The 22,017-nt window shown below is 62.7% G+C and carries 15 protein-coding genes and 1 pseudogene; 8 read left to right on the forward strand and 8 right to left on the reverse strand.

The annotated features are described in order from the left end of the window. Positions 1–5: 5 nt before the first annotated feature. The 5 genes from ISS20_RS03750 to ISS20_RS03770 are packed head-to-tail and all read left to right on the forward strand — an operon-like array spanning position 6 to position 4,188. Entirely contained in the window at positions 6–794 is a 789-nt protein-coding gene (locus ISS20_RS03750; RefSeq protein ID WP_291433833.1) for an SURF1 family protein, read from the forward strand. After that, positions 736–1,491, forward strand: a complete 756-nt coding sequence (locus ISS20_RS03755; protein WP_291433835.1) for a hypothetical protein — start codon at positions 736–738, stop codon at positions 1,489–1,491. Before ISS20_RS03750 ends, ISS20_RS03755 begins: the two co-directional genes overlap by 59 nt. Then, complete coding sequence (locus tag ISS20_RS03760; RefSeq protein WP_291433837.1) at positions 1,488–2,669, forward strand: heme A synthase; 1,182 nt, start codon at positions 1,488–1,490, stop codon at positions 2,667–2,669. The genes ISS20_RS03755 and ISS20_RS03760 overlap by 4 nt, the downstream gene beginning before the upstream one ends. After that, positions 2,666–3,568: a heme o synthase gene (gene cyoE, locus ISS20_RS03765; RefSeq protein WP_291433839.1), complete on the forward strand. Its 903-nt coding sequence runs from the start codon at positions 2,666–2,668 to the stop codon at positions 3,566–3,568. Before ISS20_RS03760 ends, cyoE begins: the two co-directional genes overlap by 4 nt. A gap of 5 nt (positions 3,569–3,573) precedes the next feature. Next, positions 3,574–4,188 carry an SCO family protein gene (locus ISS20_RS03770; RefSeq protein ID WP_291433841.1) on the forward strand — a complete coding sequence of 205 codons (615 nt, stop codon included), beginning with the start codon at positions 3,574–3,576 and terminating at the stop codon, positions 4,186–4,188. A gap of 88 nt (positions 4,189–4,276) precedes the next feature. Here ISS20_RS03770 and ISS20_RS03775 read toward each other — a convergent pair whose 3' ends face one another. Further along, on the reverse strand, positions 4,277–5,314 hold the full coding sequence (locus ISS20_RS03775; protein WP_291433843.1) for a tripartite tricarboxylate transporter substrate binding protein: 1,038 nt from the start codon (positions 5,312–5,314) through the stop codon (positions 4,277–4,279). 114 nt (positions 5,315–5,428) lie between these two features. Next, positions 5,429–6,370 carry an RNA polymerase sigma factor RpoH gene (gene rpoH, locus ISS20_RS03780; protein WP_291433845.1) on the reverse strand — a complete coding sequence of 314 codons (942 nt, stop codon included), beginning with the start codon at positions 6,368–6,370 and terminating at the stop codon, positions 5,429–5,431. A 781-nt stretch (positions 6,371–7,151) separates the two neighbouring features. Here rpoH and ISS20_RS23640 point away from each other — a divergent pair. Then, entirely contained in the window at positions 7,152–7,310 is a 159-nt protein-coding gene (locus tag ISS20_RS23640) for a hypothetical protein (protein ID WP_366827576.1), read from the forward strand. 233 nt (positions 7,311–7,543) lie between these two features. Here the strand turns inward: ISS20_RS23640 and ISS20_RS03785 are convergent. Then, positions 7,544–7,780 (reverse strand): annotated as a pseudogene (locus tag ISS20_RS03785) (electron transfer flavoprotein subunit alpha/FixB family protein); the annotation flags it as partial. A gap of 150 nt (positions 7,781–7,930) precedes the next feature. On the opposite strand from ISS20_RS03785, the gene ISS20_RS03790 reads away from it, so the two are divergent. Then, entirely contained in the window at positions 7,931–8,749 is an 819-nt protein-coding gene (locus tag ISS20_RS03790) for an alpha/beta hydrolase (protein ID WP_291433846.1), read from the forward strand. Between the two features lie 20 nt (positions 8,750–8,769). Continuing rightward, on the forward strand, positions 8,770–12,402 hold the full coding sequence (locus ISS20_RS03795) for a bifunctional diguanylate cyclase/phosphodiesterase (protein ID WP_291433848.1): 3,633 nt from the start codon (positions 8,770–8,772) through the stop codon (positions 12,400–12,402). A 941-nt stretch (positions 12,403–13,343) separates the two neighbouring features. Here the strand turns inward: ISS20_RS03795 and ISS20_RS03800 are convergent. From ISS20_RS03800 to ISS20_RS03820, 5 genes are all read right to left on the reverse strand, one after another. After that, entirely contained in the window at positions 13,344–17,132 is a 3,789-nt protein-coding gene (locus ISS20_RS03800) for a PAS domain-containing protein (protein ID WP_291433850.1), read from the reverse strand. After that, positions 17,122–17,400, reverse strand: coding sequence for a hypothetical protein (locus ISS20_RS03805; RefSeq protein ID WP_291433852.1), 279 nt, complete (start codon positions 17,398–17,400; stop codon positions 17,122–17,124). The genes ISS20_RS03800 and ISS20_RS03805 overlap by 11 nt, the downstream gene beginning before the upstream one ends. Before the next feature lie 7 nt (positions 17,401–17,407). Then, positions 17,408–18,346, reverse strand: coding sequence for an ABC transporter substrate-binding protein (locus ISS20_RS03810; RefSeq protein ID WP_291433854.1), 939 nt, complete (start codon positions 18,344–18,346; stop codon positions 17,408–17,410). 506 nt (positions 18,347–18,852) lie between these two features. After that, the gene (locus ISS20_RS03815) at positions 18,853–19,851 is read right to left on the reverse strand and encodes a diguanylate cyclase (RefSeq protein WP_291433856.1); all 999 of its coding nucleotides are present in this window, start codon (positions 19,849–19,851) and stop codon (positions 18,853–18,855) included. A 530-nt stretch (positions 19,852–20,381) separates the two neighbouring features. Further along, a partial coding sequence (locus ISS20_RS03820) for an EAL domain-containing protein (protein WP_291433858.1) occupies positions 20,382–22,017 on the reverse strand: 1,636 nt, incomplete at its 5' end.

The raw sequence follows: 22,017 nt of genomic DNA on the forward strand, positions 1-22,017 counted from the left end.
ATCCTGTGACCCCCCTTCGCCGTTCTGTGGACCTGCGTTTTTGGCTGATTACCCTGGCTGCTGTGGTGGGCATGCTGGTCACGGCCTCATTGGGGCGCTGGCAACTGTCGCGTGCTGCCCAGAAGGAGTCGCTACAGGCGATGCTGGATGCCCGTGCCACTCTGCCAGCCATCGATGGGCGAACGCTGACAGAGCCTGCCAGCGCAACGCCTGAGGCGCAACAGGCCTTGGTACACCGCGCTGTGGCGCTGCAGGGGCGCTGGTTGCCCGAACACACGGTGTATCTGGACAACCGGCAGATGCAGGGGCGTCCTGGCTTCTTTGTGCTGACTCCGCTGCAGCTCTCTGGGGCGGGCGCTGGGGTGGTGCTGGTGCAGCGTGGATGGGTGGCACGCAATTTTCAGGACCGCTCGCAGTTGCCGTTGGTGAACACGACGGCTGACGCCGAAGTGCGCATACAAGGCCGGGTGGCCCTCGCGCCTTCCCGGCTGTACGAGTTCCAGGGGGGCGATAGCCTACAGGGGTCTTCTCGCATCCGGCAAAATCTTGACTTGGCAGCGTTCCGCACCGAAACCGGTCTGGCGTTCGCCCCCCTTACGGTGTTGCAGACAGGCACAGTGGGCGACGCGGGCGATGGCCTGCAGCGCGACTGGCCTGTGGTCGGCGCAGGCGTCGAAAAACACTATGGTTACGCATTTCAATGGTTCGGGCTCTGTGGCCTGATAGCACTTCTTTATGTCTGGTTCCAAATCGTCCGACGGTTCATTCGCCCGCGCAGCCAGCCTGCCGCCTGATTCCCAGGCAGGTGCCCGTGCGGAGCACCCGCTGGGGCTGACCGTGCACACCCTGCCCGAGGCGGGGGACGCGGTCGTCAACGCGCAACGTGCGCGCCATGGGCGCTGGAAGATGCTCGGCGTGCTGCTGATCTGCGCTGCGCCGGTGGTCGCCTCGTACTTCACTTACTACGTGATCCGTCCCGAGGGACGGCGCAATTACGGCGAGCTGATCAACCCCCAGCGTACGTTGCCAGCGCTCACCGCCTCCACGCTCGGTGGCGGGGCCGCCCGGTTGGAGTCCCTCAAGGGCCAGTGGTTGCTGGTGAGCGTGGCAGGGGGCGACTGCGGCCCGGCCTGCCAGAAGCATTTGTATCTGCAGCGCCAGTTGCGCGAGAGCTTGGGGAAGGAAAAAGACCGTATGGACTGGATCTGGCTGATCAACGACAACGCCCAGCCACCAGCCGCCCTGGCGCCTGCCCTGCAACAAGCGACCGTGTTGCGGGTGGACCCTGATGCGCTCAAGGCCTGGCTGGAGCCCGCCCCAGGCCAGCAGCTGGCGGATCATCTTTACGTGGTGGACCCGATGGGCAACTGGATGATGCGCTTTCCGGCCGCCATGGACACCAGCGGCGCCGCCAGGGCCAAACGTGACGTGGAACGACTGCTGCGCGCTTCGTCGTCGTGGGATGAGCCGGGGCGTCCGGGCAAGCCATGACCGATATGCAACCGCTGTACGACCTCGCACCGGTATTGGAGCTGATGCTGCTGGGCCTGGTGATTGCGCTAGGGCCGCTCACCTGGGTGTGGGTGCGTAACCGCCGCAGTTCGCCCATGCGGCGCCTGCAGGCGCTCACCGTGCTGACGCTGTTCCTCACGTTTGATCTGGTGCTTTTCGGCGCCTTCACGCGCCTGACCGACTCGGGGCTGGGCTGCCCCGATTGGCCCGGCTGCTACGGCAGTGCCAGTCCAGTGGGTGCCCGTGCGGAAATCGCGGCCGCCCAGGAGGCCATGCCCACCGGCCCGGTGACCCATGGGAAGGCCTGGATCGAGATGATCCACCGCTATCTCGCCACGGGCGTGGGGGTCTTGATCATTGTGCTGACCATAGCCTCCTGGGTGCAACAACGCCGTGCCCGGCGCGATGGCGGACAAGAGCCACCGCTCAGCCCCTGGTGGCCCACGGTGACCTTGTTGTGGGTGTGTCTGCAGGGTGCGTTTGGTGCACTCACGGTGACCATGAAGCTCTTTCCCGCCATCGTCACCCTGCACCTGATCGGTGGCCTGGTGCTGCTGGCCCTGTTGTGTGTGCAGGCAGTACGCCATACCCACAGTGCCCAGGGGCGCATACCGGTGGGCGTTTCACCCGCGCTGCGCTGGGGGCTGGTGGGGACCGGGCTGCTGCTGGCCCTTCAGGTCGTACTGGGCGGCTGGGTCAGCACCAATTACGCGGTGTTGGCGTGCACCACCTTCCCCATGTGCCAGGGCAGTTGGTGGCCCACCATGGACTTCGCGCAAGGGTTTCAAATCTGGCGCAGGCTGGGCATGTTGCAAGATGGCAGTCACATCAGCTTTGCTGCGCTCACTGCCATTCACTATGTGCACCGCCTGATGGCCTACGTGGTGCTGTTGGCGCTGGGCCTGGTGGCCTGGCGTTTTCACCGCAGTGGCGTATTGCCCGCGCAGGCGCGTTGGCTCGCCGGGCTGGCTTTGCTGCAACTGGTGACGGGCTTGTCCAACGTGGTGCTGGACTGGCCTCTGGTTGCAGCGGTATTGCACACCGGTGGGGCTGCAGCCCTGGTGGTGGTGTTGACCTGGGCCTTGGTGTCCAGCCGCGTGGCACCCGCGCCCCGAGAGTTTTCCGCGCCCACGGGCGCATCGAGAGTATCTGCATGAGTGTTGCCCCCTCCGCTGTTGCTGCGCCGCCTTCGCGGTTTCAGCAGTTTTATGCGCTGACCAAGCCCCGCGTGGTTCAGCTCATCGTCTTTTGTGCGCTGATCGGCATGGTGCTGGCCGTGCCCGGTCTGCCCAACGCTGCGCAACTGGGCCACATGGCCCTGGCCAGCCTGGGCGTGTGGCTGGTGGCGGGGGCTGCCGCCGCGTTCAACTGCATCGTCGAGCAAGGCATCGACGCCAAGATGAAGCGTACCGCCTGGCGCCCCACGGCCAAGGGTGAGCTGTCCAACGCGCAAACCCTGCTGTTCTCGGCCGTGCTGTGTGCCGCAGGCTCCGCGCTGCTGTATGTGTGGATCAACCCGCTGACCATGTGGCTGACGTTTGCGACCTTTGTGGGTTACGCGGTGGTCTACACCGTGATCCTCAAGCCCCTGACACCCCAGAATATCGTGATTGGCGGCGCCTCCGGGGCCATGCCACCGGTACTGGGCTGGGCAGCCATGACCAACGACGTGGGGCCCGAGGCGCTCATCCTCTTCCTCATCATCTTTTTGTGGACCCCACCGCACTTCTGGGCGCTGGCCCTGTACCGGGTGGAGGACTACCGCAAGTCCGGCTTGCCTATGCTGCCCGTCACGCATGGCAATGAGTTCACGCGGTTGCAGGTCTTTCTATACACACTGATCCTGCTGGCCGGGTGCATGATGCCGTTCATTTACGGCATGAGTTCCTGGATCTATCTGGCTGCGGCCATTCTGTTGAGCCTGGGTTTTTGTGGGTACGCGTTCGCCTTGTGGCGCAACTATTCGGACGCCCTGGCCCGCAAGACCTTCCGCTTTTCCCTCATCCACCTGAGCGTGCTGTTTGCTGCACTGCTGGTGGACCACTATGTGCTGTGATCTCCATGCAGAAACGAAACGCTCTTAAATTGATAGCTGCTAGTGCAATATCTTTATGCGCTACAGGCCTCCTGGGCGCATGTTCCGAGAAAAAGGCCGAGTTTCGGGGGGTGGATGTGACCGGCGCCGAATATGCCCGCGACATTCCGCTGACCGACCACAACGGCCAGCCGCGCCACATCAAGGACTTTGCAGGCAAGGTGGTGGTGGTGTTCTTCGGCTACACCCAATGCCCCGACGTATGCCCCACGTCGATGCAGGAGCTGGCCGAGGTCAAGCAGATGCTGGGCAAGGACGGCGACCGACTGCAGGGCATTTTTGTGACGGTAGACCCGGAGCGAGATACGCCCGAGGTGCTAAAGGCCTACATGGGCAACTTCGATCCGAGTTTTTTGGCGCTGTACGGCACGCCGGAGCAGCTGGCTGCCGTCGCCAAGGACTTCAAGATCTACTACAAGAAGGTCGATGGCAAGACGCCCACGAGCTACACCATGGACCACTCGGCAGGCAGCTATGTGTACGACCCCGCAGGGCGCCTGCGGGTGTACAACCGCTACGGCAGTGGTGCTCAGGCCCTGGCCGCCGATGTGAAGGTGTTGTTGGCAGAGGCCGGGGGCTAGCCCAGCCCACTGGCGACCCGGGGCCTGTAACAGGCCGCCGCTATGCGGGGCGCCGTGCAGCCCCCGCATAATCCAGCGCCCTTGGGGCTTATTCGGCCTTGATGCCGCGCATCGCAATCACGCCGCCCAGCAGGTTGGTGTCGGCCTTGATCCGGTTGGCCAAACCTTCGGGCGATGAGCCCACTGTCTGCCATCCTTGCTGGAACAGCTTGCTGCGCACCTCCTCGCTGCGCGCTATCTCGCTGATCAGTGCGGCCAGCTTGGCCTGGACAGGCTTGGGCATGGTGGCGGGTGCTGCGAAGGCGTTCCAGATCTCCAGGTTGAAGTTGCTGATGCCTGCCTCGGCCAGGCTCGGCACCTCGGGTGCCAGCGGGCTGCGCCCGGAGGAGGTCACGCCGATCGCGCGCAGCTTGCCCGCACGCACCTGGGCTTGTGCCAACGCCGGGGGCAGCAGCGCCATCTGCAGCTGGCCGCCCAGCATCGCGTTGGCCACCTGCGGATAGCCAGGGTAGGGCACATGCACGGGGTTGATGTTGCTGCGCGCCTTGAGTAGCTCGGTGCCAATGTGGCCCACTGTGCCCACGCCAGGCGTGCCATAGCTCCATTTGTCGCCACCATTGCGTGCAGCCACGAAGAAGTCGCGGGCGCTGCTGTTGGCGGCCACGCCGGGCTGGTTGACGGGTGCGGTCAGGATCAGCGGCGAGGTGCCGATCAGGCTGAGTGGTGCCAGATCCTTGATCGGGTCATACGGCACGGCCGGGTTCAGCAGTTTGGCAATTGTCATGTTGCCGTTGATCATCAGCCCGATGGTGTGATCGTCACGGGCCTTGGCCACTGCGTCGGCACCGATGTTGCCGCCCGCACCTACCTTGTTGTCCACAATGACGGGCTGGCCCAAAGCCTTGGATAGGGGTTCCGAGAACGTGCGTGCCGTCAGGTCGGGGGAAGAGCCGGCCGGGAAGCCCACGATGATCTTCAGGGGCTTGGTGGGCCAAGCCAGCGGCGCCGGCGCTGTGGCGGGCTTGCCGGCGTTCTGCGCCAGCGCCCAGGGGGATGCAGCAGCCAGCGCAATCAGCAGCGAAGCACGGCGGGAAACACGGCCAGGAAAGGCGGAACGTGATGGCATAGGGAGCAATCTCCTTGAGAAATATTCGGGGCCCAAACGACACGGGGCCCCAGAACTGGGGCCCCGCGAGGCAACTTCTGCAGCCGGGGATATTAACCCCGCCGTCTAATGCGCTCAGGCGTATTCGGCCAGCGCCTTCTTCATCTTCTTCATGGCAGCCACCTCAATCTGGCGAATGCGCTCAGCGCTCACGCCGTAGACAGCCGCCAGGTCGTGCAACGTCATTCCGCCACTACCGTCGTCGTTGACCTTGAGCCAGCGCTCTTCCACGATGCGGCGGCTCCGGTCGTCCAAGCTGGCGAGCGCGTTGGCAATGCCGTCGGTGGCCAAGGTGTCTCGCTGGCGCGACTCGATCATGGCTGTGGGTTCGTGCGACGCATCTGCCAGGTAGGCGATGGGTCCAAATGCCTGCTCTCCATCGTCGGACGGAGCTGGGTCCAGCAGCACATCGCCGCCCGCCATGCGGGTTTCCATTTCGATGACTTCTTCGCGCTTCACGTTGAGCTGCGCGGCCACGGCGTCGATCTCATGGTCAGACAGGGTGTCGCGGTGCGTGGCGGCATCAGCGGCCGAGGCGTCTGCCTTGAAGCCCTGCTTCATGGAGCGCAGGTTGAAGAACAGCTTGCGCTGCGCTTTGGTGGTCGCTACCTTGACCATGCGCCAGTTCTTCAGGATGTATTCGTGGATCTCGGCCTTGATCCAGTGCATGGCGTAGCTCACCAGGCGCACGCCCTGATCGGGGTCGAAGCGCTTGACGGCCTTCATCAGGCCCACATTGCCTTCCTGGATCAGGTCGCCATGGGGCAGTCCGTAGCCCAGGTACTGGCGTGCAATCGAAACCACGAGGCGCAGGTGCGACATCACCAGCCGGCCGGCGGCGTCCAGATCGTTGTTTTCCTTGAGCTGGCGTGCGTAGGTCTGCTCTTCTTCGTGCGTGAGCAGAGGCAGGCGGTTGACGGCCGAAATGTAGGCGTCCAGATTGCCCAGGGGGGGCACTAGCGCCCAAGGGTTGGCGGGCGCCAGAGACATCGTCGCGGTTCCAGATTGAATGTTCATTCCGGGAATCCTTTCCTCTAAGCCATGATATTAGCACTCTCTCTGACTGAGTGCTAAGCCCGGAGTTCCCGTCAGGTTGCCCATGGACACTGTTTGACAATATTTGTTGTCGATTCCACTCGAGTTTTGTATTTTTCTCATTGAGTTTTGTATTTTTTGGGTGCGAAAAAATCGCGTAACTATTTGATTTTTAAAGGGAAAATTGTTCTTGATGACGTTTCATCAATCTTCCGTGCCTGTTTTTCGGCGGATTTCAGGAATCTGGCCCCACCCCTTTGAGCAGCGGGTCGTGCGTTGGTTGGGTCGCAATGCGGCTTAGCCAGCAGTTAAAAGCACATTGTTTGCAAGTGTGTGCTAACTATTTCTGCCTGATCAGTAGGAAGAAGTTGGTGAGATATTCGCCCCTATCAATGTGGGCCTAAGAACTGGGAGCAGCGGCGCCCCTCCAATCGGTCGCGTAGGTGAGGTCATCCCCGCAAAGGCATCTGCATGATGCCCTAGTGAGGCTGCAGGACGTTCCCTGGTCGAATAGGTCCCTATCCTGGAGTCGTTGCTCCCACCCACCTAGCAGTCACCATGGTACTGAGTAGCACCTGGTGCATCCGTCCCGGGTACAGCGCGCCCCTCAAACGCCTTTCTGCCTCTTTGCGTGCCCGGTTTATTTGCGGGTACGTACCACAGGCGTGTGCATGGCGTGGATCCTTGGAACCTGTCCATGTTCCGCCCCCCCCGGGGGGTGCAGGCTCAAGAAGACGCTCAGCGCTAAAAGCCCCGGCAGTGGATGGCTCTAGATGACGATCTGGAACGTTGGCCCGACTCCTGTCGGCAAAACCAGGTCGCATGCGATGGAACTACAGGCTTGTCCAACCCCGATGCCCAACCAGACCTGAGGGAGAAGTTGAGCTGCTGCTATGTAGCGGTGTCGCGCAACCCTCCGTAGGTCTTTGAAGCAGGCAGCTGGAGGGGACCGGGGCCAGGTGTCCATCGGCACACTGCTGCCTGTGGCTTCGCCTCAGCCAAAGGCAGTTTTGTAGCAATTGCCACCACCGATATCGGATTGACGAACTGACGCTATGAGGCGCACAGCGGCCTTTGCCCGACGCTGGTCCGATAGAAATGGCATTGCCTGCGATACCTTGGGGCTGTTACCAGCAGATGCACTGGGCTATACCGGAGCGGCGCGGCCAGTTCTGGCTCAACGGAGAACAGATCAGCGTCCAACTCATAGTCGGCTGTGCTGAAGATCGGCGCCTCTGGGGCCTTGTTGATCGCTACGATCACTTTGGAGTCCTTCATGCCTGCCAAGTGCTGGATCGCACCCGAGTTACCGGCCATCACAAATAGCCAGGACACCACGATCTTGCCCGTCTCACACCAGTGAGACGGCGTTGCACCCGGATTTACAGCCGAACTGCAAACTATTGTCAAACGCGGGGTTTGGCCGCGTCACCGCCCATCTCACCCGGTCAAGCAGCACCTGCGTCGCTATAGTTCATGGCAACCTGCGAAATGGCAGGAACCTGTTTGCCCTGATACCGTATCAACCCGAGGAGATGCGTCATGAGCAGCGTTTTGAAGCGAAACAATGTCAAAGTTCTGGGCGATGAAGGCCCTGTGCTCATGTACGCGCACGGCTTTGGGTGCAATCAAGATATGTGGGGCTTGATGACACCTGCGTTCAGAGCTACGCACCGCCAAGTGCTGTTCGACTATGTGGGCAGCGGCGGCTCGGACCGCGCGGCGTTTGACCGGCTGCGGTATGCCGATCTTCGGGGCTACGCGCTGGATGTCCTGGAAGTGTGCGATGCCCTTGGCCTCAGCGAGGGGGTGACCTTTGTAGGCCATTCCGTCAGCTGCAGCATCGGCATGCTCGCATCCATCGAGCGGCCTTCGCTGTTTGACCGGCTGATTTTGCTGGGCCCGTCTCCATGCTTTCTGAATGACCCGCCCGGCTACGCGGGGGGCTTCGAGCGTGACGACCTGGAAGGTCTGCTGGCGCTGGTGGATCAGAACTACATGGGATGGGCCAACTACCTGGCGCCGGTGGTTGCGGGGAATGCAGGAGCCGGCGACGTCACCAGCACGCTGACAAACAGTTTTTGTTCGACGGACCCGGTAGTTGCAAAGGTGTTCGCCAGGGCCACATTCTTCGCGGACAACCGGGCTGACCTTGCCAAAGTCTCGCGGCCATCACTGCTATTGCAACACCGCAGCGATACTTTGGCACCCCTTTCCGTCGGGGAGTATCTGCATGCACATCTGCCGGACAGCACACTGCAAGTGCTCGACGTTGCCGGCCATTGCGCGCATATGAGCAACCCAGCCCTCGTGATCAATGCCATGCGTGACTACCTTGATCACGCTTGCGTCGTCGCCTGAAGCAATCGCAGGCCGCTTCCATGAGTCTTCTGGACCAATTGCCCTGCGCGGTGGTCGTCACGAACGAAGCGGGTCGCCTTCTGGACGTCAACGCGGCACTTCTCGCGCTTGCAGGAGGGGCACGAAAGGATCGCATCGGGGCGTTGTTCGATGAACTGCTGCCGCCAGCCAGCAGAATCTTCTTGCAGACCCATATCTGGCCCACCTTGCTTCGGGACGGGCAGGTCAGCGAAATCCATCTTCAAGTCAGCGGTTGCGACACAAACCGCGTGCCTGTGCTGCTCAATAGTCGCCGGGGGGAATACCAGGGTGCTCCCGCCTATTTTTGGAGCCTTGTTTCCACGCACGAGCGCCACCGCTTCGAGGCTGAACTCATTGAACAGCGCAACCTGGCAGAGTCGGCGGGCCTGGCGCTCGGCGAAAGCCAGCGCTTTATTCGCGCCATCACTGACGCGATCCCAAGCATGGTGGCTTACTGGGGCAAGGATCTTCGCTGCCGCTTCGCCAACCATGCCTACGCGCAATGGTTCGGCAGGCACCCGCACGAGTTGATCGGCATGTCACGCGAAGAGCTGCTGGGCGAACGCATCGTTGAATGGAACGAGGAATACGCCCATGCGGCGCTCGCGGGACACGAACAGAATTTCGAACGTGCAGTGACCAATGTAGATGGAAGTCGCCGCCACGTCCTGGCGCACTACGTCCCCGATATCGCAGGCAGCGAGGTACTTGGCTTCTTCGTCAATGTCAGTGACGTTACGGCACTCAAGACAACGCAGTTGGCACTGGAAGAAGCCCAGAGGCTCGGCCAAACGGGCAGCTGGAGCTGGCAAGTCGAGGGAGATGTGGTCACTTGGTCCCCACAGATGTACTCGATTCTCGGCTGCGACCCGCAGGCTCCAGCCCCCAGTTTTGAAGAGCAATCTCGCATATACCAGCAGGAAGACTACGCCAAGCTCGCTGAGCGGGTACTCAATGCGCTGCGCACTGGCGAGGACTACATCCTGGATCTGCGCTACTGGCGACCCGATGGCCGCCCAGGCTGGGTGGAGGCGCGCGGCGAAGCTGTGCGCGAGGCGTCAGGGAGCATCGGTGGCCTGCGCGGTACGATTCAGGAAACCACGCAGCGGCGAGAGCAAGAGCTGGCACTAGTGGTTGCGCAGGGTCGGCTGCAGGCGATGTACGAGACCACGCCTGCCATGCTGCACTCGATTGATGCCCAAGGCCGACTTCTGCACGTGAGCGATGCGTGGCTTGCTTGCCTTGGATACCGTCGGGACAACGTCATTGGCAGACTGTCTTCAGACTTCCTCACCGAAGAATCCCGTAGACGCGCCAAAGAGGAAGTACTTCCGGGCTTTTTCGCGACGGGCCGATGTGACGCAGTGCCCTACCAAATGATCACGAGCAGCGGAGAAATCATCGACGTGCTGCTCTCAGCAATTCTGGAGCGAGACGCACAAGGCCAGCCAGCGCGCAGTCTGGCCGTCTTCGAGGATGTGACGCTTCGCAGGCGCGCAGAACGCGAGCTCCAGAGGGAGCATGAGCGTTTGCGCAATCTGATAGAGGGTACCAATGCAGGCACCTGGGAATGGAACGTCCGAACCGGCGAGGTGATCGTCAACCCTCGCTGGGCGGAGATCATCGGCTGGACCATCGAAGAACTGGGGGTCATAACGAATCAGTACCGCGCGGATATCGCCCACCCGGACGAACTGCCCCAGACTCAGCAGCTGCTGCGAGAGCATTTCGCAGGGCGCAGCGATGCCTACGTGTCCGAACTGCGCTTGCGCCATCGGGACGGCTCCTGGATTTGGGTCGAAGACCGAGGGCGTCTCATCACACGCACAGCCGACGGCAGGCCCGAGTGGGTGTTCGGTATCCACATCGACATTTCAGAGAGAAAACGCCGTGACGATGCCATGCTGCGGCTCAGCGCCGAACTGGCGCAGCAGCATGAACTGATGAGGGTCACACTCCAGTCGATTGGAGACGCCGTCATCACCACGAATGCCGATGGGCTGGTCAGCTGGCTCAATCCGGTGGCCGAGCGAATGACTGGGTGGCTGTCTTCGGAGTCGATCGGACGCCCCTTGCCGCAGGTATTTCACATCATCAATGAAGAAACGCGCGAGCTCGCACCAGACCCGGTTGCAGCGTGCCTGGCCGAAGGCAGGACGGTAGGCCTGGCACCCAAAACCATGCTCATAGCGCGAGACGGCACTGAATACGGAATCCAGGACTCTGCGGCGCCGATACGCGGCCCACAGGGCGAAATGCTAGGCGTCGTTCTCGTCTTCCATGATGTCAGTGAGCAGCGTAGGCTCAGTGGCGAGATGACATATCGGGCCACGCACGATTCGCTGACAGGTCTTGTGAACCGCGCGGAATTCGAGTCGCGATTGCTCAGAACGCTGCGCCATGCTGAGGAAAACGACAGCAGCCATGCGCTGTTTTACATTGATCTGGACCAGTTCAAAGTGGTGAATGACGCGTGCGGTCACGCCATCGGTGATCAGTTGTTGCAGCAGGTCAGCAAGCTGCTGGCGGAATCGATCCGAGCGCGCGACACCCTTGCACGCCTGGGGGGTGACGAATTTGCCATCATTCTTGAAAACTGCACCATGGAGCAGGCTAGTCGGGTTGCCCAGAAGATCTGCGATCGCATGAATGATTTTCGGTTCGTTCATGGGGAGAGACGTTTCCGCATCGGTACCAGCATTGGCCTCGTTCCGCTGGACAAGCGGTGGGCCAATGCATCCGTTGTACAACAGGCCGCCGATGCATCGTGCTATGCAGCCAAAGAGGCGGGTAGAAATCGCGTCCACGCCTGGTTTGAGACTGACGTCACCATGCGCGAAAGAAATCATGAAATGCAGTGGACAACCCGGATTCAGCACGCGCTGGACAACGATTGCTTTGTGCTGTTTGCGCAGCGCATCCATTGCCTAAAAAAACAACCACCGGGCATTCACGCCGAGGTTTTGCTGCGCCTGAGAAACGATGATGGATCGTTGGTGCAGCCCGGAGTGTTCCTTCCTGCAGCCGAACGCTTTCATCTGGCGTCGCGCATTGACCGCTGGGTTCTACAAAACGCGGTCCGGTGGCTGCAAGGCTTGGAGGAGCCCGAGGCCATCGACAGCCTCAGCGTCAACCTCTCGGGCCAGTCCGTGGGCGACAGGGCCTTTCATGCATGGGCACTCGAATTATTTTCTGCATCAGGTGCAACGGCATGTTCCAGGCTTTGCCTCGAAATCACCGAAACGGCAGCTGTCACTAACCTTGCGGACGCGGCAATCTTCATCGGCCATGTTCGTTCAGCTGGAGTGAAAGTCGCGCTTGACGACTTCGGTGCTGGCGCATCGTCGTTCGGGTATCTCAAAGCCCTGCCCGTTGACTACCTCAAGATCGACGGGCAGTTCATTCGAACTCTCCTCAGCAATCCCCTGGACGAAGCGGCGGTTCGCTGCTTCGCCGATGTCGCGAGACTGATGGGATTGGAAACAGTGGCTGAATTTGTTGAAAGCCCAGAAGTGCTGGAGCGCCTGAAGGAGATGGGGGTGGACTACGCGCAGGGATACCTAGAGCACCGTCCCGAGCCCATCAACCGCTTGACAGAGATGGCGACCAGGGCCGGGGCGACTGCCTTGTAAGGCATCCATCGCCCAACCGCCACAAGCCCGTGGACAGCGACCAGCGCTTAGCCGCCAATGCGGGGATGACGATTGATGCAAAACGCCCCCAGGCACCCCATATATCCCGCACAGAGCGCGGGCGGATTCTTCTTTAACCTAGTCGCCCCTGTCAGATCTTGCTCTGAGAGACTCGTGCTGACTCGAAGATCAATGCTGCTCTCTTCATGAGAAGACTTCTGCCGACGACGGGATAAGCGACTGCTTTCAGCCTGTAGCCGCCGCTTGGCCAAAACGCTGTTCTTTGCGTCAAGCGTTTAAGTGCGGCCCTGAGTAGAAAGATCCTGAGCTGATGGCGCGCCAAGCAGCCCGGCTGGAAAAAATACAAGACTCAGTGAGAAACGCCCGGGAAAGTGCAACACTGAAGGAATAAAAAGTACAAAGGTAGGCCCCCCGTGTTGTTCCAAGTCGTTGATTTCTCGAGTTCGGCAGTACAACACCCAGCGCATATCGACATGTGTGTCGATTCCACCCGGGTTTTGAATTTATTGGGTACGGCAATGTCGCGTAACTATTTGATTCACTTCCATATTCCGGCAATCGGCAATGACAGCGTCCGGTTCAAGAAGGTATCTGCACCGCAACCACCACAGACCCCCAAGAGGTAGAAGAAAGCCAAGAACTTATCCACCACGTGAGCATCCAGCTCACGAACCAGGGTGGGTCAGATCGAGATGGAAATGGTGGGTTGCGGTTGCATGCAAATCAACAACCCGCGCTAGCAGCGCCAGCGCCTTGATCGGTCTGCATGGTGCACAACAGGTGCGTTTAGAAATTCAACAGCTTCTGTCCCGCAAAATCCTAGGCGCCATGGGTCGTCATTTGTTCAACCCCTGTCATCCCATGAACTCAAGTGGGCACCCCCGGTCATCGCCCTACACGGTGATTGGCGCAATAGGGACCTATTTTGCTTTGGTAGGACCTACCAAATCCAAACCGCCAATGCCGCCACTGAGAATAGAAACAGCCTGGTCGAACTCGAGGTTCTCCACATGTCCTTGGAGGCGCTGAAAGGTCAGTGCGTCGAACAAGGGCCGCAGCAAAGGCGCCAGCTTCTCGAACAAGTCCAGCCCGCTCAGGTTGGCATCCTGCAGCGCACGCATGAGTTCGACAACGCGCTGTGGGTCTAGCGGCGGCGCGCCAGCTTTCATCAGTAGCGGCTCCGCCGGCACCCGCAGCCAGTCGGCCGAGGCAGCCCGCACTTGCTCGGTTGCCTCGGCGAGCCGGGCGAGCAGGGGCGCTACCGCTTCGGTCTGATCCTGACGGCAGGCTACCTCCACCTGCCCCGCCAGAGCGGCGATCTCCTTGGCCCCCAGCGTGGCCGCGCTGCCCTTGAGCTTGTGCATCAGTGCCGCCATTGCCTGGCGCTGCTCGGGCGCCGTTGCCGGTGCGTCCAGGCATTCCTCGCACAGCGCGAGCATGCGTTGCAGCATGCTGCGCAACAGCTTCACGTCGCCCGCCAGGCGCCGGCTTGAATCCTCGGCATCGATGCCCTTGATCTGCGGCCAGCCCTGGGAGTCGCTCGCCACCTGGGCGACTACGGGGCCGACGGGCGCGCGGCCGATCAGCCGTCGCACGCCCTGCACCAGCAGCTCCGGGTCAATAGGCTTGGACAGGATGTCCTGCATCCCAGCTTCGCGTGCGCGGCGGTGTTCGCTGTCGGTATTGCCCGCGGTCAGCGCCACGACGGGTAGCCCGGCACGCTCGGGCAAGGCGCGGATGCGGCGCGTCGCCTCCAGCCCGTCCATGACGGGCATCTGCACGTCCATCAGTACGATATCGAAGTCAGCGCGCTCCTCCACCCAGCGCAACGCCTCGGCGCCGTCGCGTGCGGGCTGCACCAGAGCGCCTTCGAGCTCCAGCAAACGCCCAGCGACCTGCAGGTTGATGTCGCTGTCGTCCACCAGCAGCACGCGCACTCCCTGAAGGCGCGGGCCGTCGATACCAACTTGCGCTGCACTCGCGAACTCAGCGGCGTCGCCCAACTCGAAAGGCAACTCCACCCAGAAACAGCTGCCCTGGCCCGGCGTGCTGTGCACGCCTATCTGTCCGCCCATCAACTCGACCAGGTGCTTGGTGATCGACAGGCCCAGCCCCGTGCCGCCAAAGCGTCGCGTGGTGGACGCATCGGCTTGCGAGAAGGGAGCGAAAAGCCTGGGTAGCACATCCGCGGCGATGCCCACGCCGGTGTCTCGCACCTCAAAGCGTAAGCGGCACTGGCCGACCGGCGCCACCAGCGCCTGGACGCTCAGTGCGACCTGACCGTGTGCGGTGAATTTGATCGCATTGCCCAACAGGTTGACCAGGATCTGGCGCAGCCGTGTGGGGTCGCCCAGCAAGGCATCCGGCAGCGTGGCATCAGGGGTCACTGCCAGGGCCAGGCCCTTGTTGCGGGCATGCTCCTCGAAGACCGCCTGCAGGGACGAGCTCACGTCGCGCAGGCTGAAGGTCGTGCGCTCCAGTCCCATCTCGCCAGCCTCGATCTTGGACAGGTCCAGCACATCGTTGACGATGCCCAGCAGCGCCTTGCCCGACAGCAGGATGTTCTGAACATAGGGCGCCTGCTCGGTGCTCAGCAGCGTGCGCTGTAGCAGGTGTGCCAGCCCAATCACCGCGTTCAGCGGCGTGCGGATCTCGTGACTCATGTTGGCCAGGAAGGCACTCTTGGCTTCGCTGGCGGCCTCAGCCGCAGCCGTTGCCGCGCGCAGCAGGTCGTCTGTTCGGCGTTGCTCGCTGATGTCCTGAAAGGCCCCGACCAGTTGCACCGGCTTGCTGTGGGCGTCCAATTCCACCTCGCCCATTGACCGTACCCAAACCGTTCGTCCGGTATAGGTGATCAGGCGCAACTCCAGGTCCCAGCCTTGGCCGCTGGCGATCGCCCGGTTCACGGCATCGGTGATCACCGGGCGGCTCTCAGGCGCGTAGAAGTTGATGGCTGTGTCCAGCGTCGGCTCGAAGTCGGCCGGCACTTCGTGGATGGCGCGCGTCTGCTCGCTCCAGTGCAACTGGCCAGCCCGAAGGTCAACACGCCAGCCGCCCACCAGAGCCATGCCGCCGACGCTCCGCAGCAGGCTTTCATTGGCCTGCAGCGCGGCTTCGGCTCGCAGCCTTTCGGTCACGTCGAAGTTGACGCCGATCATGCGCAGCGGTCGACCGTCGGCGTCCCGCACGACACGGGCCATGGCCTTCAGATATCTCTCCTCACCGTCGAGACGAATCACGCGGAACTGGAGCTCGAAGTCGGCACGCCCGTCGATGGCGTCCTGCAGTGCCTTCTCGCTGCTGGCCCTGTCTTCGGGGTGAACGCTGTCGCTCCACAGCGTGTAGGGCTCGCGCCCGCCCGAGCGATGGCGCCCGTACAACGCATACATCTGGTCATCCCAGACCAGGGTACGGGCGACAACGTCGTAGTCCCACACGCCGATGCCTGCGGCGCCGGCTGCCAGCTCGAAGCGCTCGTTGCTGCGCTGGACTTCCTGCGCGAGGTGCTTCTGCGCCGTGATGTCGGTGCGGATCGACACGTACTTCCGAATCGAGCCGTCTGCGTCCTTCACGGGCACCATCACCGCGTAGGTCCAGTACACGCTGCCATTCTTTGCGACGCCACCGATCTCACCTTGCCAGGCCCGGCCGGCGCGCAACGCAGGCCAGATCTCGCTGTTGAAGTCGCCCGATCCGAGCTGGGGCTGGTGCACGGCGTAGGTCTGCCCGAGCAGCTCCTCACGCGAGAACCCGGTGAGCTGGCAGACGTTGTCGTTGACCGTGATGAAGCGACCGTCCGGGCCCATTTCGGAGAAGATGGCGTAATTCTGGATCGCCACCAGCAAGGCCTCGTTCTCGCGCAGTGCGGCTGCCAGTTGCAGGCGGCCCTCGTTCAGCTCGGTGACGTCATGAACGATGACGTAGAAGCCCTTTACCTCGTCACCCTGGTGGTCGGGCAGGTAATGGGCCAGCGAGTGGCGCAGACCCTGCCCGTTTGGACGCGGAATAGAGCGCTCGAAGGTCTGCTTCTCACCGCGCAGCGCGGCCTCGACGAACGGGCGGTTGGCCTCGAACAGCGCCGGGCCCAGCAGGTCGCGCATATTGCGCCCGGGTAGGGTGCCTGGATCGACACCGAACCAAGTGTGGTAGGCCTGATTGGCGACGCGGTTGTCGAGGTTTCGGTCCCAGTAGCCGATCATCGAGGGCACAGCGTCGAGCACGGTGCGAAGGTCTCGGCGGGTGGCTTCCAGCGCCGCCTGGCGGTCCTGCAGGGACTGGATCATGGCGTCGAAGCTTTGAGAAAGCGAGCCGAACTCATCCCGCGCCAGGTAGGCGCTGCGGGCCTGCAGATCGCCGGCCTCAATGCGGCGCGCTGTGTCTTGCAGCGTGCGCATCGGCCGCAGGACGCGCCGCATCACCACGGCCACCAAACCTGACAGCAGCGCGGCCAGCGAAGCATTCGCGACCAACGTCGCGATGCGCAGCCGGCGCTGTTGTTGGCTACGCATTTCGATCAGTCGGCCCGCCAGGTCGAAGGCCCCGTCGCTGATGCGGCGCGTTTCAGCCACCAGGTGGTCGGACAGCATCTGTCGCCGCCCGCCATCGGAATCGGCGGCGCCCGCTCCGGCCGACGATTCAAGTGCAGCAAAGAGGGGCGGCAGGCCTTCGCTCACGCCCACCAAATCGTCGATGTCGTCCTTAAGGCCCAATACGGGGCACGTCGAGTACGTGCAGGGTCTGGGTCAGCTCGGTGTGCACGGCATGCCACTGCCGCCGCGCCCGTGCATGTCCGTGCAGCAGATAGTCCTGCGTCAGAACCAGCAGACCGGCAGCGTCGCGCGAGACCCTGCCGACTTCCAGCTGCACGGTATCGATGCGTTCGTGCTGCCGTTCCAGCAACTCGGCGGCGACTTGATGCATGACCACCAGCACGAAGGCCAGTGTCATGCCCCACAACATCAGACGGCGGACTTGCAAGCTCGGCTCACTTGATAAGGTTCACCGCGCGTGGGGCGAGCTTCTTCAGCGGTTCGGTGCGCACCAGGTCCAGGTAGTCGGGTACCTCGCCCGCCGGCACCAGCCGTCTGCGCAGCGCCCAGCGGGCCTCGGCCTCCAGCGTGGTGATCAGTGACTGCGACAGCTGCAACCTGAACTCGAAGCCGTCCCAGGTCTTTGACAGGTCCTCCACAGAAACCTTGAGCGCCTTGGCCACGATGGCACGGGCGCGCTCGGGTTCGCGCTGCAGCAGGACCGTGGCGCGCTGCACGGCCCGCAGCAGCTTGATGGCATCATCGTCGCTGACACCCTGGCTGGCTGGGCGGCTGACAATGTTGAAGGTAACGCTGAAGAACGCAGGGCCGGGCATCACCCTGGCCTGCGGCCCCAGCCGATGCAGCGCCTCCGTGACATGGGTGCTGAACAGCGCCGCTGCATCCACCTCGCCACGCGCGAGGGGGCCGACAGGGTCCTTGGGCTCCAGGGGCTGCTCCGTCACGTTGTCGAGCTTCACCCCGTGGAAGAGCATGAAGGTGTCGGCAAAGTAGTGGCTGCTGGTGCCTGGGAGGACTCCCAGCCGCTTGCCCTGCAGGTCGGTGGGTTGAGTGATGCTGCGGTCGGTGCGCACCACGATCTGGTTCTCGCGCCCTGACACGGTGGTGGTGGCCAGGATGCCGAAGTCGCGCCGGGTGAAGCCGGCCAGCATGATGGGCGTGTCGGCCACGGTGGCGAAGTGCGCCTCGCCGGCCAGCAGCGCTTCCAGGCAGATCCGCCCGACCGGGTAGTGCTTGATGTTCAGGGCCAGGCCCTCGGCCGCGAAGTATCCCTCGGCCTCAGCAATGAGCACCGGGGCCGAGTAGGGGATGTTGGCCACTGCCAGCGTCAGCGTCGCAGCCCGGCTGGCACCGGCGAACAGCGTCAGTCCCACCCAGCACACCGCAAACCAGAACCTGTGCGGTCCTCTTCCCTGACTCAGTCGATTTGAAGTTCGCAAAGCCTCTGCTCCTTGTGAACGTTTATGGTCGGGCTCCTGCGCCCGGCCCGCGCCGCAGTGGCCTTAAAACTGCACCTGTTCGGACCTGCCTGTAGAGGCACGCCGCCGTCTGCCGAGTCTGCCGCGCCTGACGTATCACCGTCGGCGGATCACCATCGACCCGCACAGTGTCCGTGAACGCCGACACATCGACTGGCACTACGCACTAGATTACGCCAAAGGCGCAGGCGCTGGAGAATTTCTTGTCGACCTGGCTGCTTCTCGTTCTCGTATAGCGCTTGACCTGCGCCAGTGTGGGAAGCCCGCTCTGGGGCACAACGATGCCGCGCAGGCCGGACTCTACTAAGTGGCCGCAATAGACCGCGGCCAAGCCCGCCTGCATGCATGCATGCATGCAGGCTGGCAGAACAATCCAACGCGGAGGTCTCTGTCCGATATCTTCATGAATGGCGCGCCGGGGAATCGAGAGTCGCGTGCAGGCGTTCGCCTGATTGCGGTGAGACGGACTCCGGCGGCGGTTCGATCGTCCGTGCCCTGGCCCTGCCATGCTGTTTGGCAAGGTACAGCGCACGGTCGGCGCGTCGCATCAGGTCGGCGCTGTCTGGCTCCCCAGCGGCTGCGTTGCCTTGCTGCTCCCACGATTCTTCCGAAGAGGCAACACCAATGCGGACCGAGACAATGCCGTCTGCGACTCCCCCCTCATGGGGCAAGTGAAGCTCGAGTACGGCCTGGAGCAGGCGCTCAGCTACGAGACAGCCACCGTCCCGGGTGGTGTTGGGCAGCAGCACGGCGAACTTTTCGCCGCTGTACCGGGCTACCATCTCCGTTGGGCGCAATAAGGCTCCACGGAGCGCCTGCGCGACGTCATTCAAGCACGTGTCGCCGGCCGGATGGCCGTAACGCTCGTTATAGGCCTTGAAGTGGTCGACATCCACCATGAGGCAGCACAGCGGCTGTGTGTCCCGCAGCGAGCACGCCCATTCCCGCGCCAACGCCGCGTCGAACGCGCGGCGGTTGGGCAGCTCGGTCAGCGCATCGGTGTTGGCCATGCGGCGCAATTCATCAGACAGCTGCTTGAGACGCGAGTGGGCGGTAACACGCGCGCGCAGGATGTGTTCGCTCACAGGCTTGTGGATGAAGTCGGCAGCGCCCACGCTGAAGCCCAGCATTTCATGATCGAGGTCGGTGTGTGATGTCACGAAGATCACTGGCACGTCGCTCAAGTCCGGTGCGGCCTTGAGCGCGACGCAGGTGTCAAAGCCGTTCATGCCGGGCATCTCGGCGTCCAGCAGGATCAGGTCGGGGCGCTCCGCATGCGCCTGCCGCAGCGCGGCCTCGCCGCTGGTGGCAAAGCGTATGCGCCCCAGATCACCCAGTAGCCGACCCATCAGATGAATCAGCGTCGGGTCGTCGTCAACCAGCAGCAGCGAAGGACGCATGGATGTCTGAACTCCATCTTGATCGGTTTTGCCGGGCTCGGCCACTGCATATGCCACGCACCAGGCTCTTCGCCGCTGCCATGCTCTCCACCCGGCGGCCGGTTGTTTACACGATAGCTTATTCACTTCGCCATCCGCAAGGACTGTTTACCCTTTCAGACAGCCGAGCGAACCCATGCCCCGAGATCAGTGGCGCTTGACCCACCGGCTGTTGGCGCCAGCGTCAAACTGACCATCCGCGCCGATCTGGCATTGACCATCGGTTGCCTGCTGCAAATGGCGTGGTGGTGATTGTTCAAAGCCGTCCTGAGCGGTCACGCCGCAGTCGGCACATGTGTACAGATCTGGTCAGACCGGTGCCCGCTGCAACATTCATGAGACACCTCCACGGTTTCCACCAAGAGATATCGACGTCCTGGACCCAGCACTTGAATCCTGCCTTTTCCCCTGTTGCTTGCTGCTTGCCGCCCGTTGCCCGTTGCCCGTTGCCCGTTGCACGATGGGCAGAGCGGTGACGGCATCAACCCGCGCTAGATGCCCTGCCGCACCTGGCTTTCAAAGTCTTCCAGCGTCAGCGGGCGGCCAAACAGGTAGCCCTGGAAGGCCCGGCAGCCATGGGCCAGCAGAAACTGGTGGTGGGCGGTGGTCTCCACCCCCTCGGCGATCACGGACAGGCCCAGGCTGCCAGCCAGTGCAATGATGGAGCGGGCGATGGCGGCATCGCTTGCGTCCAGCAGCACGTCGCGCACAAAGCCCTGGTCGATCTTGATCTGGTCCAGCGGCAGGCGCTTGAGGTAGCTGAGCGACGAGTAGCCCGTGCCAAAGTCATCCAGCGAAAACCCCAGGCCATGGGCCTTGAGGGCGCTCATGGTGGCGATCACGCTGTCCACGTTGTCCAGCAGCAGGCTTTCGGTCAGCTCCAGCTTGATCTGTGCGGGGTTGGCGCCAGTCTGCCGCACCAGTGCCAGCACCTGGGCCACAAAGTCGTCTTGCAGAAACTGGCGTGCGCTCACGTTGATGGCCAGGCTCAGGTGTGCAAACAGCGGGTCTTGCTGCCAGCAGGCCTGCTGGCGCAGGGCGGTTTCCATGACCCAGTGGCCCAGCGGCAGGATGAGGCCCGATTCTTCGGCCAGCGGGATGAACTCCGACGGCGGCACCATGCCCTGGACCGGGTGCTGCCAGCGCACCAGGGCCTCGGCGCCGGTCACGCGCCCCTGGCTGTCCACCTGCGGCTGGTACAGCAACAGGAATTGCGCGCGCCGCAGGCCGTTGTGCAGCTCGGTCTCCAGGAGGGCGCGGCGGTTCACGGCTTGCTGCATGTCGGGGTCAAAAAAGCGCAGCGTGTTGCGCCCGGCGTCCTTGGCACGGTACATGGCCATGTCAGCCTGTTTGAGCACCTCGTCCACCGAGTCGCGCTGGTGGTTGAGCAGCGTCACGCCAATGCTGCCTGTGAAGTGGTGCTCGTGCCCTGCCAGTTCATACGGCTGGCGCAGCTGCGCCAAGATCAGCTCGCCCAGCGTGCGCGCCTGTGCGGCAGCCTCGGGAGCGTCGCTGCTCAGGTTCTGCAGCACCACCACAAACTCGTCACCTCCCAATCGGGCCACGGTGTCCTGCTCGCGCACACAACTGCGCAGGCGCCGGGCGACATCCTTGAGCAGCAGGTCGCCCACCTCGTGGCCCCGGGTGTCGTTCAAGGTCTTGAAGTTGTCCAGGTCCACAAACAGCACGGCCGTGGTCAGGCCCGATCGGGCGCCGTTGACCAGCACCTGCTGCAGCCGGTCCACCAGCAGGCGGCGGTTGGGCAGTTGCGTGAGGGCGTCGTAGAAGGCCAGGTAGCGCGCTTCGTCCTCTGCGGCCTTGCGGCCCGAGATGTCGATGTCGATGCAGAACATCTCGGGCGGGTGCCCCGGCACCTGGATGTAGGCGTGACTGGAAAACACATGCACCGGCGTGCCGTCCTTGCGCTGCAGTTGCAGCTCGCCCGCCGGGATCACCTCGCCGGTGGCGAACATGTGCTGCATGTGTGCCCGCACGCCGTCGCGCATGGGCGGCGGGATGATGAGGTTGAGCAGGTTGCCGCCCAGGGCTTCTTCGGCCGTGTAGCCGTACAGCTGCTCGGACGCCTGGTTCCAGTAGCTAGTGGTGCCGTCCTGCAGGTAGCCTTGC

Origin of the sequence: Acidovorax sp. (assembly GCF_016783915.1) — a bacterium.
GTDB lineage: Bacteria > Pseudomonadota > Gammaproteobacteria > Burkholderiales > Burkholderiaceae_C > Acidovorax.